Source organism: Hyphomonas neptunium ATCC 15444 (assembly GCF_000013025.1).
Lineage (GTDB): Bacteria > Pseudomonadota > Alphaproteobacteria > Caulobacterales > Hyphomonadaceae > Hyphomonas > Hyphomonas neptunia.
This window is the reverse complement of the sequence record NC_008358.1, coordinates 236,550-251,501: the sequence shown is the minus strand read 5'-3', so window position 1 is coordinate 251,501 and position 14,952 is coordinate 236,550. Positions and strand designations below refer to the sequence as shown.

The window sequence follows — 14,952 nt, the reverse complement described above, 5'->3', positions numbered from 1 at the left end:
CATCAGCCCCCATCGCAGTTAACGCATATTTTACGGGGGTTGGTTGTAGTTAGGTTAATACAGGACATAGGTGGAAGGCAGGATGACTTTCTCCGTTGATGTGGACTTCTGGCCCTTTCAGGCCGGTCCACCGCAGGATGCGATAGCTCGCCAGGGTGCGGGAGAGGGCCGCGGCAAGGATTTTGCCAGCAGCCTTTTTGGCGTTGCGCCAGAAGCCGCAGCCAGCGTGGACCTCATGCTCGGCCCGAGTGACAGCACAATACTCGCCTCGCTGAACCTGCTGCAGGCCGCCGCCCCCTCCCCGGAAGTGGCTCCCGCGGAAGACGTGCCGGCCACCCCAGAAATTGATGGGCAAATCCCGGCGCCCGATCTTCGCCCGGCACTTGATGCAAGCACCGGGGAAGACCTTCCACCGGATAATCCGGCCGCCACCGCAGAAGATGTGCCCACGCAGACAGAGCCAGCCTTTCCTGATCCGGTAGACACGGCGCTCGCGGGCATTGAACCTCCCGCGCTATCGCCCGACGAGACCGCCGAATCCGAGCCGCCGCAGGACGAAAAGACCGTTCCACGCGCCGAGGCTTCTTTGGTCATGGGCCCGCCGGTTGCTGCACCGGCAGGGAGTATGGCAAAGACCGAAACCCTCCTGGCCGCGACAGCTGCCGGGGCCCAGCCCACTGGCAAGATGCCTCTGCCTGATACCGGCCAGCCCGCCGCGCCATCCCGGCGCGCGGTCAATGCAGCGGCCGAGGCCGCGGCTCAGACAGACATGCCAGCAGACCTGCTGGCCACGGCTTCCGATGAACCCGTCCCTGCGATCGGCGCAATGAGCTTTGAGGCCAGCAACAGCGACAGCGGCGGTACCGGAACCAATTCTCAGACCGGCTCGACGATCACGTCCCCGGCCCTTTCAGGCGCGATCGGCCAGACAAGCGCCAGCCCCCAAGCGCCGGCTAACCCCGCCGCCGCTCAGCTGACACCCACCCACGCCGTCCTCATGGCAACGCCGGCGCAGCTGCCGGAAATCGTCGCGCGGGCGACGCATGACGGAAAGGACGACAGCGTTGTTGTTCAGCTCGATCCACCGGAACTCGGCCGCGTCTCCATTGATTTCAAGTTCGATGCTCAGGGCCTTCAGCATGTGACCATCACGGCGGAGAGCCCCGAAGCGATGCGTCAGCTCCGCCAGATGCATTTCGAACTCGTGCAGGCGCTCGAACGCAATGGCCTCTCCGGCCAGAATATGAGCTTCCAGCATCAAAACCCTCAGCAGAATGAGGGTTGGGGCCAGCAGGCCAAGCTGACAGGCGCACGATTTGACACCCCTGCCCTGACGGGCGGCGGCCTTGTGATCGCTGCCGACAATGGACCCAATCGCCAGACCGCCTCAAATGGCCGGCTGGACATCCGGCTTTAGGAGTAACTGATGACCACTGTAACCAATAATACGGGCACGACCCCTCAGACGACTCCCCAGACCACCAGCACAGGTATCGGCAGCGAATATAACAGCTTCATCAAACTGTTGACCGCGCAGGTGCGAAATCAGGACCCGATGTCTCCGATGGACTCCACGCAGTTCGTCGAACAGCTTGCGACCTTCTCAAGCCTTGAACAGCTGGTGAACTCCAACACCGCACTCTCCAGCATTGCCTCGATGATCGGTGATCTGAACGGGCTGATGGCCAGCCAGTGGCTGGGCGAAGACGTAACATTTGCCTCTTCCTTCATGCCCTATACCGGCAGCGAGGCCACTTTCTCTTATGAAGCGCCTGAAGGCGCCACCAAGAGCACGCTGACCGTCAAGGATTCAGAGGGCAACGCTGTCTGGACAGAAACCCTGGATGCTGACGAAACCGTCTTCAGCTGGGATGGCCAGCTGACGAATGGCGGAACGGCGACCAAAGATGAAATGTACGAGTTTGTGATCGACTATTACGAGGACAATAGCTTCAAGGGCACGGCAGTCCCTAACGTCATCACCAAGGTGACGGACATTGTCAGCGATGGCGGAACACTACGCCTCGGCACGGCATCTGGTTTGACGGTTGATCTGGCCCAAGCCAGAAGGCTCTGATCCCGGCTAACGAGGATTGCCCGCCACCCCTGAGGAGATCAGAGATCCTGGCGGGCAATATCGAGGATCAGGATATTCTTGATCCCCATATCCGGAAACTTCTTTTGAAGCGCGCCGAGGATCAGGGAACGGAGCGTTTCATAGTTCTCGATGCTCGTCATCGATTGGAACGTCTTGCCGTCGCCGCTGATCTCGATGAGCGTCGTCATCACGACATCGCGGATCACCGGTTCCTGCGAGAACAGCTTGTCGGACATGGCAGCGTCGGACTCAATATTGATATTGAGGATAACAAGACTTGCGACGCGCTCATTCTGGATGATGGGCACAACAAATTCGCGGCTGAACTTGAAATAGGCTGACCCCGAGCTGCTGCTGGATGCGCCATGATCATCCTTCTTGGCCTTTTTTTCACCGCCATGCGCGTCTTTGTCTTTCTCTTTTGGCGCATGGTCGCCGCCGGCTTCCTTTTCTCCGTGCGCCTCCCCTTCCACTTTTGAGGCAGCGGATGCCTCACCGCTGCCCCCGCGGAGCATGTGTCCAACCACGCCGCCTATAACGACGCAGATAACGGCAACGAGGGCAGTGACGAGGTTTTTCATCATGGAAGGGCTCTAGAACGGAACTACGCGGTCAATAATCTTGGTGCCGATTTTTCGGTCGGTGGCCGATGACGCGTCACCATTGCTGACATAGGCCAGCTTGGCATCTGCGATCTTGTCATAGGTCACAGCGTTCATGCGGGTGATGTCCTGCGCCCGGATAACGCCTGAAACCGTCAGATAGCGGACTTCATTGCTAACCCGCGTCTGCTGGTAGCCGTGAATAATCAGGTTCCCGTTTGGCTCCACACCGATAACGCGCGCAGCGAGCGTGAAGGTTACCTTTTCAGCGCGGTTTACAGCGCCTGAACCGTTCTGACTGGAGTTGCGGGACACATCGACGCCCGGCGACAGGCTGGCGCCGCCCGGAAGGACACCATTTGCCCATTCCGGAAGACCGAACAACGCTTCGACGTTCATATCATCGCTGGAGTCCCGGTTGCGGGAGAGCGAGCTTTGAAGGCTTGCCTGGTCGTTCATCTCGACCACCACGGTCAGCAGGTCACCGACCTCCTTGGCCCGCCGCATACTGAGGAGCGCCGTAGGCGCCGTTTCCCAGAGCGAAGCGTTCTGGATGTTCGGATCGACGGGCTCGGGCACTGCGCCCGGGTAACCGGCATAAGGCACAGGCGGATCGAAATCCGGCACAGGCTGGGAAGAACTGGCGCACGCTGCAGCAGCGAGCGCGACGAGGGGCATTGAGAAGAAGGTTTTCATTGTGCGAGGACCCATCCGCTTTCCTGGACAATTCCCTGAACCATCTGACGAGACTCAAGGTTCAGAACGGTAACCGGCTCGTTGAGAGAGGCTTCTCCCATGGCGCGGCCGGTGGTGGAGATTTCGAGGCCGCCGTGAATGTATTTCACGGTGACAATCTGATTGCGTGTGACGAGACGCGCCGGGCGCGTATTGTCCATCGTGACCGGTTGACCGGCATAAATGGTGCGTTTGGCTTCTCGTCCGATGACGGGCTCCTCCATGGAGGCAACGTCGCCGGTCTCCGCCGACGCGTTAACCGGCGTCACGATATCCCCTGCCCGGATCACTTCCGAAGCAATCATGGAAGAGGCATCCGTAAGAGCGACGAACGCGGTGAAACCGAGGGCAAACAAGACGCTCATGGGTCTACCTCAACCGCGTGGTGACCGAGAGCATCTCATCGGACGCCGTGATCACTTTGGAATTAAGTTCATAGCCGCGCTGAGCTTCGATCAGGTCGGCAATCTCCTTGACGACATCAACAGCCGAGTCCTCGATATAACCTTGGCGAAGAAAGCCCATCCCTTCCGTTCCCGGAATGAGCCGGTTTGCGGGGCCGGAGGCTTCCGTTTCGCGGAACATGTTGTCGCCCATGGCCTCAAGACCCTTCTCGTTCACGAACCGGACGAGAGAGATGCTGCCGATGGCCTGGCCTTCGGTTTCATTGTCAAAATAGGCGACAACTTCGCCGTCCCTGCTGATCGAGATACGCCGGGCATCTTCCGGAATGACGATCCCGTCTGCCAGCGGGAAGCCATCGGATGTGACGATCTCCCCATCCGGGCTGCGGCTGAGCTTGCCATCTCGGGTGAAAGCGGGCTCGCCCGAAGGCAGCGTTACTTCCAGAAACCCGTTGCCATCGATGGCGATGTCGAGTTCGGCCTGTGTCTCGCGCAATGTCCCCTGTGTGAGGTCCATCGATACGGTTGTGGGGCGCACACCTGATCCGAGCTGAATTCCCGAAGGAACCACCGTGCCCACCTGAGACGTAATCGTCCCAGGCGTCAGATATTGCTGGTACATGAGATCCGAAAACTCGGCCGTCCTCGGACGATAAGCGGTCGTACTCATGTTGGCGATGTTGTTCGAGATGACTTCCACCCGCATTTGCTGGGCTGCCATACCGGACGCGGCAATCTGCAATGACTTCATAGGCGTCTCCTACACCTGGTAAAACGGTTCAACGTTCCCGCACAGCTGTGATCAGCTGGCTGATGCGCTGGTCCTCCTTTTCAAGAAGTGCCTGACCCGCCTCATACGCGCGCTGCACTTCAATCATCCGGGACACTTCCAGCACCGGTGACACATTCGATTGTTCAAGCGCGCCCTGGACCAGTTTTGCGTCCTGGGTCGGCGCCACGCCGCCTTCGGCAGCAAAATAGGTGTTGGAATCCCTGGTAAGCTGGCCGTCGGCGAGCATGATGCCAACCTGATCAATGATCTGTCCGTTGCCGGAGATTGTGCCGTCCTCGCCAAAACTCACATCTGTCGCATCGTCGGGAATGGTGATGGGATTTCCGCCCGCGCTGAGAACCGGATTGCCTTGCATGTCGACAAGCTGTCCTGCGCCTGAAAGCTGGAAATGCCCGGCGCGTGTGAGGCGTTCGCCCTGCGGCGTTTCCACCATGAAGAAACCTTCGCCCTGGATCGCCAGATCAAACCGGCCACCCGTAAAGTTCAGGCCACCTTGCTCAAGCTGAAAGGCATGCCCGCCCAGACCGCCCATCGAGAGCGACTGATCCGGCGAGTCTCCGGTGGAGACGAGGAACTCCGTGAAGATGGCCCGATCAGATTTGTAGCCGGTCGTGCTGGAATTTGCGAGATTGTTCGCGACGACCTGCATTTCCTGCATCAGGCCCTGCTGGCGGGCGAGTGTCGTGTAAATGGGGCTCGACATCAGTTGCTCCCTCCCTCGAGAGAATCCAGTGCCATCCGTGTCGTCATCAGGCGGTCTGGAACACCGGCGATACTGGTCGGTGATGGTTCAGCCACGCCGCTGGCTGCGGCCTGCTTCAAGCCAAGAACACGGTCTGCCCGTGCTTTACTTGCCTCGTCTGTTATAGCCCCCGCTGCCTGATAGACGGCGTTGGGCACGATCCAGCGCTGGCTGGCCGCGTCCTGCTCAATCAGTGCAAGGATCGTCGCATCATCAAGCTTGAGGCGGGAGGTGAAGAGTTGAAGCTGCGCGGCGTCATTCGCGTCAATAGCGCTGAGGGCGGCCACCAATCCGATCTGGATGTTCGACGGATTGGCGTCGGCTAGCTGGAAAACGGCAGGATAATCCTTGAGACGATAAGCAAGGGTCGCGCGCTGTTCGGCAACGGCCTCACCAGGCTGCGTTTTCCGGGAAAGCTCGTCGGCGAGTGATGCGAAACCAAGACGCACCGCCTTCAGGGTCGCGGCCTCATAGAGCGCTTTACGCTGCTCATGATGATCGAGAAGACCGGCCTCGATCGACAGCGCTTCAATGGCTGCCAGATTGTGAAGCGGGTCGTCACTTGCTAGATCGCGCTGCAGGCCGGTCACGAAATAAATCCGGATTTCGCTTTGGGCCGCTTCGCTCTGCATGTTGTCGCGCCCGGCCATGTCCATCATGGTCAGATAGCGGGACTCGGCGCTGAGCTCATCGAGCACAAACTTCATGCTCGCGCGAATATCTTCGTCACGCTGAGACTGTTCGATCTTGAACAACATGCCATCGAGCAGCAATGCTTTGACGGGCGCATCGATGACGCGGTGATGTCTTATCAGTGCAAAGAGGGCTTCCTCCTGGAACCGGCCTTGCAGAAGGAAAGTGCGGATCAGGATCTCTGCCTGCGTGTTCCCCTGCCCCATTTCCAGGATGGCATTGGCAAACTGGAGCTGAGCGGAATCGCGCAGTTCCGCCTCGCCGAAGGACGCCAGCATCTTCTGAGACAGAAACCGCCCATCAGTGCGGTCCAGAGCTGGAACAGCGATTGCGGTAACACTCGTGCGCAACTGCAATGGCAGTTCGCGGAAGGCATTGAATCTCTTATCAATATAAGCTGCGCCGGTACCTTGCCCATCAATCAGCAGAGCGATCCCGAGCCACAGCTCGGCCTTCTCATGGCACTGCGCGAGTGCCTGAAAGTACGTCAGATCCGGACGGATACGGCCGTCGAGCAATTGCGCAACATGATACAGCGCCTGCTCATTCGGCTTGGTTGGATCGCTGAGATTCATCACCGCCTCAGACGCCATGTCGAGCGCAATGTATGCCTTCGCCAACCGAGGGTCGTCTGTCGCCGAAACACCGTCCGCCATCAGCTGGGTGCGGTAGTTCAGGATGTCCGAATAGCTTGCGATGGCTTCGAACTCTGAAAAGTCGAGCGGGTAAGGCGCATTGCAATCCATCGGGCCAGATAACGCCCAGACGTCGGACGGTGCTGTTGGCGCTGCATCCACGCCGCGCTCCACGGTCTCTACTTCGGCAGACGGCTCCATCGGTTCGGCAGCGGCGCCCGATCCTGATGGCGCGAGAAGGCCCTCATCGATGGCATCGCGAACAAACTGGTTGAGCTCGGTCGACAGCTCCTGCTTTCGCGCGTCTGGCCCCGCCGTCTCTGCCTCCGGTTTGGCGGCAAGGACGGGCGGAGCCAGGAGCGCGCCACAAAGGAGAAGCCAGAGGTAACGCCTCATGCTGCCTGCTTGAGCCCCCTAACCGCTTGCTCGACCTCATCAAAGGACGGACGGACCCGCGCCGGCGCCTGACGGCGGGCAACCTCAACACAGATGTTGACCGGGTTCTTGTGCAGGTTCGAGACGAGCACCTGCCCGATCATCGAATAGAAGAGATGTTCTTCCGACCGGATTGTCTTCACGCGTGCCGCAAACGGGCCGACAACGCCGTAAGCCAGAAACACGCCAAGGAATGTTCCGACAAGCGCGCCGCCGATCATACCGCCAAGCACTTCAGGTGGTTTGTCGATGGATGCCATGGTTTTGATAACACCCAGAACGGCCGCCACGATCCCGAGGGCCGGCAAAGCGTCAGCCATCTGCTGAAGCGCATGAGATCCATGCAGCTTCTCTTCGAGAAGGCTCTCAAGGTGTTTGTCGAGCAGTTCTTCGACCTGGTGGACGTTGTCGAAGTTCATGATCATTGAGCGGATCGTGTCGCAGATCATCTCAATCGCCTCGTGATCCTTCAGGATACGGGGATATTTCATGAAAACCGAAGACTCGTTCGGCGCCTCAATGTGCGGTTCGATGTCGACCGGGTTCTGTTTCAGGATGTGCAGCAGCTCATGCATGAGCAGCAGGAGATCCTGATAGTCGTTTTTCTTCCACTTCGGCCCGGTAAATGCAGCGGCAACGTCGCCCCCGGTATGTTTGACCGTGCCGAAATCGTTTGAAGCGAGGAACGCGCCGGTTGCGGCCCCGCCAATCATCATCATCTCAAAGGGAAGTGAATGTAGGATAATACCTAACTTGCCTCCGGCGAGCATATAGCCGCCAAAGACCATCACCATGGTAACTACCAGGCCAAGTATCGCGTTCAACTGCCTATCTCCGTGTACCTATAAACCGCGCCACTCTTTTATAGCGGTGGCTGCGGGTGACCTTTCATTGCTACATCTTCGCGACTTCCTGCGTGAAGGGTTCGAGCACGGGTTGTTTCAGCTTCAGCGCTCGCTGACGCTTCCACACGCCCATTTCACATTGCCCAATCTCTATTTGTCCGTTGACGGTCTCTGCATTCAGACGAACCGATCCGGGATCAGTGTCTGGCAGCGGAATGAGATCGCCTACTTTCAGGCGCGAACATTCGCCGATCGTCATTGATATTTTGTCAAGAACCGCCTCGACTCTTATCGAAGAGCTCATCACGCTGTCGCGAAGCTGTCTCGATGTGCTTGGGCGCTTGTTCTCGGCGGCCCGCCGTTCGGCCTCGTGGGCGCAGCCCATCAGATAGTCCAGATCAAAGACCAGCCAGATCTGGCATTGAAGCGCTTCGGGCATGACCGAATAGGCAATGACAAGATACCGGCTATCGGTTTCGAAATTGCCAGCCGCCTGCATCGGGTCGGAAAGCGGAGAAGCGAGCGTGTCTGCCTGATGGCCCTCCAGGGCCTCAGCCGTGGCGCGCCAGAGTGAAACGGCCGGCGCCTCGAACATCAATTTCAGGAAAAGCGCGGACGCTTCCTTCGCGCTTTCGAAATCCTGGCTGAGACGCTTTGCAACAATACGCGCCGCCCCTGCCCCATCGGTCGCAATGGCACACAGGCCGGGAGAAACTCTTGAGTTGAAGTAGAATGTCGTCCTGAGATCGAGCGCTTCGGTCGCCGCTGTCCCAGAGTAAACCCGGCGCATTTCCGGCTCCTGCGGGACACCGCCATCCAGAGATTGGGCGGCCCAGCTGGTAACTGAGCGATGAATCGCATCCCAGAAATCATGGTAGCGCAGTATCGTCGGGGGTAACCCCGAGCCTGCCCCCATCTTTTTTCTGAGCACCGATGTCATACCCCAGCCTTCCGGGATTAATAAGATTCCAACGACTCTTAGTGCTGCCGAATTGGTTGAGGAATGGTTAGCGGAATGGGCCGATCCTTACCGCCATCCTACGCTCTTAATTGAGCATGCGATGGTAAAAGCCTACCAGCAGAAGCAGAACTGGTGGTTGAAATGGCGACGGACTCCTCAGTACAGGGACCGACCATTATTAAGCGTAAGAAGGTCTACAAGGCGGACGGCCATCATGGCGGCGCCTGGAAGGTCGCTTATGCTGACTTTGTGACCGCCATGATGGCGTTCTTTCTTCTTATGTGGCTGCTCAACGCGACCACTGAGGAGCAACGCAAGGGTATTGCCGACTATTTTAACCCGACCATTCCGATCAGCCGCATATCCGGTGGCGGTTCAGACGGCCTCAACGGGTCCTCGATCTTCTCTGAAGATACCTATGCGAAGATGGGTACTGGCGCCAACCGCAAGGAAACCGTCGAAAATCCAGCTTATGGTGACGGCAAGACCAAAGACGCCCAGGATCAGACCGAAGACGTGGACACTCTGGCCAAACAGGCAGAGGAAAAGCAAATCGCCGATGAGCTTCAAGGTTTGAAGGAGTCTCTCAGCGCTGAAAGCCGCCAGCTATCCGAGCATCTGATGATCAAGATGTCTCCGGAAGGCATCGTACTGGAGATCACGGATTCTGAAAGCACCCCCCTCTTCCCTCTCGGGCGGAGCGAGCCTTCCGAAACGATGGTTCAACTGATCGATGTCGTGGCCGAGTCGTTTGCCGAATTTGACAATGATATCAAGATTGTTGGCCACACCGACAGTCACCGCTACCGCAATGGTGCCATCTACGACAACTGGAATCTGTCCGCAGACCGGGCCAACGCTGCCCGCCGCCTTCTGTCGCGCGCCGATATTCCGTCAGACCGGATCCGGGAAGTGTCCGGCAAAGCCGACACCGACCCGCTGGTGAAAGACGACCCGCAGGCCGCCCAGAACCGTCGCATATCCATCACCATACTGACGGATTAAGCCCGCCGCCGAATTAACCGGTTACCGGAAGATTAAGAAACTCGGCTAACAAGAGTTATCGGCTTATTTACGAGTTGCCTCCAATTTGCGTTATTATCTGACGCAGGAGCAACCAGATATGAGCATCTCATCCTCCCTGAACGCGGGGGTTATGGGGCTGAGTGTCAATGGCACACGCCTCGCCACCATTTCCGACAACATCGCAAACTCCGGCACCTATGGCTACAAACGTAGTGCCGTGGACTTCTCCAGCATGGTGCTGCAGCAGAAAACATCTGCCTATGCTGCCGGCGGCGTCCGCGTTGATACGTACAAAGATATTGCTGCCACCGGATCACTGATTCGTACCGGTAGCGCGACCGATGTTGCGATCTCAGGACGCGGCCTCCTTCCGGTGACCGACCTGGATGGCACCACAAACCTTGCCTCCAACCGGAACATGATGCTCACCCCTACGGGCTCATTCTTTGCCGATGAAAATGGATACCTGCGCACGCAGAGCGGCCTCTTCCTTCTCGGCTGGGCTGCCGACTCGTCGGGCGGGGTCGGCAATGTCAGCCGTAATAGCGGCGCAAACCTGGTGCCCGTGAACATCTCGACCTCGCAATTCAATGCGACCCCCACCTCAAGCATCGATCTCGGCATCAACATCCCTGCTGACGCCACGACCGCCGGCGGACCAGGCGATCCCTACATGCTGCCGGTTGAGTATTTCGACAACCTTGGCCGCGCCCAGACCGTAACCTTCCAGTTCACGCCGACAGTCCCCGCAGCGGGATCAAGCAACGAATGGAATGTCGAAATCTTCGACAGCGCGGGCGATCCGCTGACATCCGTTGGTGATCTGGCGCTTACGTTCAACGATTCGCCCACTGCAGGTGGCCGTATCGCCTCTGCAACCGCGGCCAACGGCGCAACTTACGATCCGGCAACGGGCCGCGTGTCCCTCACCCTCGATCATGGCCCCGTGGAAGTCTTCATTGGCCGGCCGAATGACAGCGCTGGCATCACTCAGCTGGCTGCCTCCTTTGCGCCGACGGCCGTGACGAAAAACGGCTCCCCGATCGGCGACCTTCAATCGATCGAAATCGACGAGCAGGGCTTCCTCCAGGCGATCTATGACAAAGGCTTCCGGCGGACACTCTATCAGATCCCGGTGGGTGACGTGCCCAACATGAACGGTCTCCGGGCGCTGGATTCCCAAGCCTACTCGGTCTCCAATTCGAGCGGAAACCTCTACCTCTGGGACGCAGGCAGCGGCCCTGTGGGTGGCATTTCCGGCTACTCGCTGATGGAATCGACCACGGACATCGCGTCGGAACTGACCGATCTGATCGAAACCCAGCGCGCGTATTCCTCGAACGCCAAGATCGTGCAGACGGTCGACGAGATGCTCCAGGAAACCACGAACCTGAAACGCTGACGGCGATGACGGGGAGACCTGCCTAAGTGAGCATCTCAGCCGCCATCCTCGCAGCACGGTCCGGCCTTCAGGTTACCAGCCAGAAGGCCGAGATCGTCGCGACCAACGTCGCCAACGCCAGCACGCCGGGCTATGTCCGGCGCTCGCTGGTGGTGGGCGAGCTCGTCAACGGGTCCCAGACGGCCGGTGTTATGGCGAACGGTGTCGCCCGCGCCGGGGACGATGCCATCAAGGCTCAGCGCCGTGAGCTGACCAGCGATGTCGCGCAGGCAACCGTACTCGCCTCAACCTGGCAGACAATCTCCCAACGCGTGGGCAACACCTCATCCGGCGGTGGGTTGTTCCGCAGTTTCTCGAACTTCGAAACCGCCCTCTCCGCAGCGGTCACCTCTCCGGAATCGACCGCAAACGGATCAGCGCTGCTTGATGCAGCAAAGTCTGTGGCGCGGGAACTCAACAGCTTGTCTGAATACGGCGCGCAGGCCCGCGCCGAAGCCGATAGCGAAATTGCGCAAGGGGTTGAAACGGTCAATACGGCCCTGAAACAGGTTCAGGACCTCAACAAGCGTATCGCCAGCATCGACCGCACGTCGGAGCAAGCCGCAACCCTGATGGACGAGCGCCAACGGGTTCTCGATACCATCGCCGAGTTTCTCCCGATCCAGACCGTGCAACGCGATGCCGGAACGATTGATGTGCTCACCACGCAAGGGGTTTACCTGATCAATGGCAGCACCGCGCGCCAGATCGAATTTACCCCCTCCTCCGCCTTCACGTCCGGCCAGACACTGGCCAACGGCGACCTGTCGGGCATTTCGGTTGACGGCATCGACCTGACAACCGGCTCAACCTCGTTCGGCGCGGTCTCCGGCGGATTGTTCGGCGCCCTGTTCACGCTGCGTGATCAGGACGTGCCCGCGTTCATGGACCAGTTGGACATGGTTGCGAACGACATCATCACCCGCCTCTCCGATGACGCCATAGACCCGACCAAAACCCCCGGTGAGCAAGGCCTGTTCGTAGACCCAGACGCCGCAGGCCTGTCCGGGCTTGCCTCGCGCATTTCCGTTAACGCCGCCGTTGATCCGGCGCAGGGCGGCGACATCTGGCGCCTTCGCGACGGTCTCGGCGCAACCGCCTCCGGCCCGCCCGGCAACTCGGCGACGCTCTCGGCAATCTATGACGCTTTCACTCAGGTGAAATCCCTCAACGCAAACGGAATCCAGGGCGCCTTTTCCGCCAGTGATCTTGCCGCGCAGCTTTCCTCTGTTGTCGGACAGAAGCGCGTCTACCAGGACTCCGTGCTCGCCTCCACGCAGGCTCAGCACGTTACACTTGTTGAAGCCGAACAATCTCTGACCGGCGTTGATGTCGATGTGGAAATGGAATCTCTTCTGCTCATTGAGCAGGCCTATGCCGCCAATGCGCGGGTGATCCAGGTTGCCCGCGACATGATCGGCATCCTGATGGAGCTCTGATACTCATGCGCATCATCCCCCCCAACAGCATCGTTTCGGCCTCCTTCAGCCAGAATATTGCCGACATGCGCGCGCGCGCAACGATCGTCTCTCAGGAGTCGGTCACCGGCCAGTATGCGGACCTGACCAAACATCTTGGCGGCCGCATCGGCGACGCGATGATAAGTGACAAGGCGCTGTTGGATATAGAACATCAGCGCGGCCTGCTGGGTGTTCGTGAAGGCCGCCTGGATCTCACGCAGCAAAGCCTTGCCGGCGTACAAGAGCGCATTTCAGGTCTTGAGGTGCAGATGCTCACAGCCTTGGGCGTCGGCGACGTTCCGGGAAAAGACCTTGTGTCGCGAGACGCAAAAGCGGCGCTCTCGGACGTTTTCTCGGCGCTCAACAGCCGGCATGGCGACCGTTTCCTCTTCTCGGGCGATGAGACCGCAACGCAGCCCTTCAGTAATACCGACCAGCTACTCGCCGACATTCGCCAGATTGCTTCCACGGCAATCGATGCGGCAGATTTTGAAGTTCAGCTCGACGATTATTTCCAGTCGCCCACCGGGGGATGGCAGACCTCCATATATGGCGGCACATCGCTGACCAGCGACCAAGACAGCGTGACGGCAACAGACCCGGCAATTGTCGAGATTATTTCCGGCCTCGCCGTCATGGCGATAAGCGGCAGCGCGGACAATCTCACCCTGCTCACGGACTTCCCGGAAATCGTCCGCGAAAGCGCCGAACGGATTGGCACGGGAACATCCGCGCTCGTGAATTTGCGCGCCGATGTCGGCATCATCCAGGAGCGCGTCGCGAAGGCCAAGGAAGCGCTGGACACAGAGGAAACCATCCTCAACAGCGTCCATAACAACATCGTCGGACGCGATCAGTATGACGCGGCCTCCGAACTCAAACAACTCGAGGCAAGTCTGGAAGCAGCCTATGTGCTGACTTCCCGCCTGTCGAACCTTAGCCTCCTGAATTTTCTGAGGTAATCCGATGAAATGGTCTCCCTGGCTGATTGCCGCCCTCGCTCTTGCCCCGCTGGTCTTCTCCCTTCCCGCCGATGCCCAGGCACGCATACGGGATGTGGTGGATGTTCAGGGGGTCCGCGAGAACGATCTTGTCGGCTACGGCATCGTCGTCGGCCTCAACGGCACCGGAGACACGGTACGAAATTCACCGTTCACGGAAGATTCCCTGACCCACCTGCTGGAACGGCTCGGCGTCAACGTTCAGGGCGAACAGATCAAGCCGAAGAATGTCGCCGCGGTCCTCGTAACAGCCTCCCTGCCCCCCTTCTCCCGCAAGGGGTCCAGCATTGATGTCAACATCGCTTCCATTGGCGACGCCACGAGCCTTGAGGGCGGCACGCTGATCCTCACGCCGCTCAAAGCGGGTGACAATGAAATCTACGCCGTGGCGCAAGGCTCGATCATCGTCAGCGGGATCGATGTAAAAGCCCAGGGCGCCCGCGAAACGAGGGGCTCTCCCACAACCGGCTCGGTGCCCAACGGCGCCAAGGTCGAGCGTGAAGTGAATTACGACTTCAATCGCAATGAACTCATATCGCTGGCCCTGCGGTCTCCCGACTTCACCACAGCGGCGCGGATCGAAGACACGATCAACGCCGCGCTGGGGGTTCCCCTGGCCTCAATGCGCGACCCCGGCACAATCGAGCTCGACCTGCGCGGCATTTCCGAATCCCCGGCCCGCCTCCTGGCAAGCATCGAAAACCTTTCCGTTGAAGTGGCCTCCCCTGCCCGGATCGTCATTGATGAAAAGTCCGGCACCATTGTTCTGGGTGAAGACGTTACGATTTCCAGGGTCGCCATCGCGCAGGGCAATATCGCCATCAAGGTGCGCGAGACGCCCGTTGCCTCTCAGCCCAATCCCTTCGCCCGCGGGGAATCCATGGTTCTGCCGCGCTCGGAGATTACCATCACCCAGACGGGCAACAGCAACATCGCCATGCTTGACCCGAATGTGACCCTCTCTCAGCTGATTGCGGGCCTGAATGCCCTTGGCGTGTCACCGCAGGAAATGGCCGACATCATCCGCTCGATGAAAGCGGCAGGCGCCATTCATGCGGACCTTGTGATCCGCTAGAAGCTG

General features: G+C 59.2%; 15 protein-coding genes. 7 read left to right on the top strand and 8 right to left on the bottom strand.

Annotated features, from left to right (window positions below; translation table 11 throughout):
* Positions 1-82 precede the first annotated feature (82 nt).
* Positions 83-1,417, top strand: a complete 1,335-nt coding sequence (locus HNE_RS01295) for a flagellar hook-length control protein FliK (protein WP_011645292.1) — start codon at positions 83-85, stop codon at positions 1,415-1,417.
* 9 nt (positions 1,418-1,426) lie between these two features.
* Positions 1,427-2,077, top strand: a complete 651-nt coding sequence (locus HNE_RS01290; RefSeq protein ID WP_011645291.1) for a flagellar hook assembly protein FlgD — start codon at positions 1,427-1,429, stop codon at positions 2,075-2,077.
* 38 nt (positions 2,078-2,115) lie between these two features.
* Here HNE_RS01290 and HNE_RS01285 read toward each other — a convergent pair whose 3' ends face one another.
* The 8 genes from HNE_RS01285 to HNE_RS01250 all read right to left on the bottom strand — a co-directional run bounded on the left by HNE_RS01285 (position 2,116) and on the right by HNE_RS01250 (position 8,922).
* Positions 2,116-2,682 carry a flagellar basal body-associated FliL family protein gene (locus HNE_RS01285; protein ID WP_035590755.1) on the bottom strand — a complete coding sequence of 189 codons (567 nt, stop codon included), beginning with the start codon at positions 2,680-2,682 and terminating at the stop codon, positions 2,116-2,118.
* A 9-nt stretch (positions 2,683-2,691) separates the two neighbouring features.
* Positions 2,692-3,396, bottom strand: a complete 705-nt coding sequence (locus HNE_RS01280) for a flagellar basal body L-ring protein FlgH (protein ID WP_233351967.1) — start codon at positions 3,394-3,396, stop codon at positions 2,692-2,694.
* Positions 3,393-3,800 (bottom strand): flagellar basal body P-ring formation chaperone FlgA, encoded by a 408-nt coding sequence (flgA, locus tag HNE_RS01275; protein WP_011645288.1) that lies wholly within the window; start codon positions 3,798-3,800, stop codon positions 3,393-3,395. Before flgA ends, HNE_RS01280 begins: the two co-directional genes overlap by 4 nt.
* 4 nt (positions 3,801-3,804) lie before the next feature.
* The gene (flgG, locus tag HNE_RS01270) at positions 3,805-4,590 is read right to left on the bottom strand and encodes a flagellar basal-body rod protein FlgG (protein WP_011645287.1); all 786 of its coding nucleotides are present in this window, start codon (positions 4,588-4,590) and stop codon (positions 3,805-3,807) included.
* 28 nt (positions 4,591-4,618) lie between these two features.
* Positions 4,619-5,335, bottom strand: coding sequence for a flagellar hook-basal body complex protein (locus HNE_RS01265; protein ID WP_011645286.1), 717 nt, complete (start codon positions 5,333-5,335; stop codon positions 4,619-4,621).
* Positions 5,335-7,098, bottom strand: coding sequence for a hypothetical protein (locus HNE_RS01260; RefSeq protein WP_011645285.1), 1,764 nt, complete (start codon positions 7,096-7,098; stop codon positions 5,335-5,337). Before HNE_RS01260 ends, HNE_RS01265 begins: the two co-directional genes overlap by 1 nt.
* Positions 7,095-7,961, bottom strand: coding sequence for a flagellar motor stator protein MotA (gene motA / locus HNE_RS01255; RefSeq protein ID WP_011645284.1), 867 nt, complete (start codon positions 7,959-7,961; stop codon positions 7,095-7,097). The genes HNE_RS01260 and motA overlap by 4 nt, the downstream gene beginning before the upstream one ends.
* Before the next feature lie 70 nt (positions 7,962-8,031).
* Entirely contained in the window at positions 8,032-8,922 is an 891-nt protein-coding gene (locus tag HNE_RS01250) for a FliM/FliN family flagellar motor switch protein (protein WP_035590751.1), read from the bottom strand.
* 162 nt (positions 8,923-9,084) lie between these two features.
* Between HNE_RS01250 and HNE_RS01245 the strand changes: the two genes are divergently transcribed.
* From HNE_RS01245 to HNE_RS01225, 5 genes are all read left to right on the top strand, one after another.
* Positions 9,085-9,948, top strand: coding sequence for a flagellar motor protein MotB (locus HNE_RS01245; RefSeq protein WP_011645282.1), 864 nt, complete (start codon positions 9,085-9,087; stop codon positions 9,946-9,948).
* A gap of 118 nt (positions 9,949-10,066) precedes the next feature.
* On the top strand, positions 10,067-11,371 hold the full coding sequence (locus HNE_RS01240; protein WP_011645281.1) for a flagellar hook protein FlgE: 1,305 nt from the start codon (positions 10,067-10,069) through the stop codon (positions 11,369-11,371).
* A gap of 26 nt (positions 11,372-11,397) precedes the next feature.
* A complete protein-coding gene (gene flgK, locus HNE_RS01235) occupies positions 11,398-12,849 on the top strand; it encodes a flagellar hook-associated protein FlgK (RefSeq protein ID WP_011645280.1) in 1,452 nt (483 codons plus the stop codon).
* Positions 12,850-12,854: 5 nt separating this feature from the next.
* Entirely contained in the window at positions 12,855-13,832 is a 978-nt protein-coding gene (locus HNE_RS01230; protein WP_011645279.1) for a flagellin, read from the top strand.
* 4 nt (positions 13,833-13,836) lie between these two features.
* Positions 13,837-14,946, top strand: a complete 1,110-nt coding sequence (locus HNE_RS01225; RefSeq protein WP_011645278.1) for a flagellar basal body P-ring protein FlgI — start codon at positions 13,837-13,839, stop codon at positions 14,944-14,946.
* Positions 14,947-14,952 lie beyond the last annotated feature (6 nt).